Genomic DNA, 1,981 nt, shown 5'->3' on the forward strand with positions numbered 1-1,981 from the left:
CGTTCGCTGCCGCCTGCGTTCGCGGCCACCTCCGCGCACCACCCTTCACGCGGCCCGGCACGCGGGCCCGGGCGCCTGCCGGCGTGGGGCTCGCGGGACAGGCACACACCCGGTCATTCCCGTCGTTTCGGACACTCCTCGCTCCGCGTCCGGTGTCCGCCGGAGGGCGGATCGGCGTGCACGCGGCGTGTGCACGCGCCATCTGCACGCGCGCACGACGTACGGGAACCTCGTGATATCGCAGACCCTCCGCGAGGTGTTAACCACTTTGCGTGCAACAACCCGAATGCGCTATAGAACAGGTCGGGACCAGTTACCCGATAGGGACAGATGCCCGTTGATTTCCCCCACTGACCCAGTTGGGCGGCTAGAGTGCTTCCGACGACACCACTTTCGGTCTAAAGCTGGCGCGGCTGATCGGCCGAAAGTCCCGGTGCCGGTCGGGGGGCACGACCGACTCCAGGGAGGTAGTGACGTGGCTGCCGTCGGCTTTACTCAGGCCGTCCGATCCACGCCAGCCGGCGCGTTGCCGGCGAGCATGGTCCCGCACCCGCGGGAGGAACTGTTCTCGGTGATGGTGGTTGACGACCACCCGCTGTTGAGGGAGGCGATTGCCGGACGATTAGCGCAGATGGGCGCGGGCACGGTCCACGAGGCCGCGACCGTGGCCGAAGCGAGGGCGAGAGCCGCGGCGACCGGGCCGTGCGACCTCGCGATCCTCGATCTCGGACTGCCCGACGGCAGCGGGATCGAACTGGTCACGGAGCTGCGCAGCACGGGCTGGCTCCGTGTCGTGGTTCTGGCCTCGTCCGACGACCCGTACGCGGTGCGCTCGGCGTTCCAGGCGGGGGCGCAGGCCTACCTGCTCAAGTCCGCGTCGCCGGTGGTGGTCACCGACGGCGTGCGCCGGGTGCTGGAGGGCGGTGTCTACGCGGACCCGAGCGTGGCACCGGTCCTGGCCACCGGAACCCGGGTCGCCGGTACCGACAACACCCCGCGGGAGCTGTCCGCGCGGGAGGTCGAGGTGCTGCAACTGGTCGCGGACGGGCAGTCGAACAAGGAGATCGGCGAGGAGCTCAGCCTCTCCGCGCTCACGGTGAAGTCCCACCTGTCCCGGATCGGGCGCAAGCTCGGGACGGGAGACCGGGCACAAATGGTGGCGCTGGCCATGCGGGCGGGCGTCATCCGGTGACGTGAGCAGGCCCTACGGGACGGGCGAACCAGGCGCGGTGAGCCCGTCCCGTAGGGTTCTGTCCCGTGGACAACGCAGATCAGCGCTCCGCCGAGCCGGAGGGGTCCGCGCCGGTCCCGCTGCGTGAGCCCGCGGAGGGCACTCCGCCGGTGATCGCCGACGCCGCCGCGCTCCGCGAGGCGGGCGAGCGGCTCGCGGAGGGCAGCGGGCCGATCGCCGTGGACACCGAGCGCGCGTCCGGGTACCGGTACTGGCCGAAGGCCTACCTGGTGCAGCTGCGCCGGGAGGGTACGGGCACGTTCCTGGTGGACCCGGTCGCCCTGAACGGGCGACTGGAACCGCTGGCCGCGGTGCTGGGCGCCCACGAGTGGGTGCTGCATGCCGCCTCACAGGACCTGCCGTGCCTGGCCGAGGTCGGCCTGCGCCCACCGGCGCTGTTCGACACCGAGCTGGCGGGCCGGCTCGCGGGATACGAGCGTGTCGCGCTCGGCACACTCGTGGAGACGCTGCTCGGGTACCAGTTGGAGAAGGGCCACAGTGCCGCCGACTGGTCCCGTCGCCCGCTTCCGGCCGAGTGGCTGAACTACGCGGCACTCGACGTGGAGCTGCTCGTCCCGCTGCGGGAGAAGCTGGAAACCGAACTGGCCGCGTCGGGCAAGCTGGAGTGGGCCCGTCAGGAGTTCGAGGCCGCCCGCACCGCCGAGGCGCCCGCGCCGCGGGCGGAACCGTGGCGGCGCACGTCGGGCATCCACAAGATTCGCACCGCGCGCGGTCTCGCGGCCGTGCGGG

General features: G+C 71.7%; 2 protein-coding genes. Both read left to right on the forward strand.

The features are described 5' to 3' along the window. Positions 1–475: 475 nt before the first annotated feature. Positions 476–1,192, forward strand: coding sequence for a LuxR C-terminal-related transcriptional regulator (locus SACSA_RS0114645; protein WP_048876831.1), 717 nt, complete (start codon positions 476–478; stop codon positions 1,190–1,192). 65 nt (positions 1,193–1,257) lie between these two features. Then, positions 1,258–1,981, forward strand: a 724-nt coding sequence (locus SACSA_RS23100) for a ribonuclease D (protein ID WP_019816646.1), incomplete at its 3' end; no start/stop codon positions are given.

The organism is Saccharomonospora saliphila YIM 90502, assembly GCF_000383795.1.
GTDB classification, from domain to species: domain Bacteria; phylum Actinomycetota; class Actinomycetes; order Mycobacteriales; family Pseudonocardiaceae; genus Saccharomonospora; species Saccharomonospora saliphila.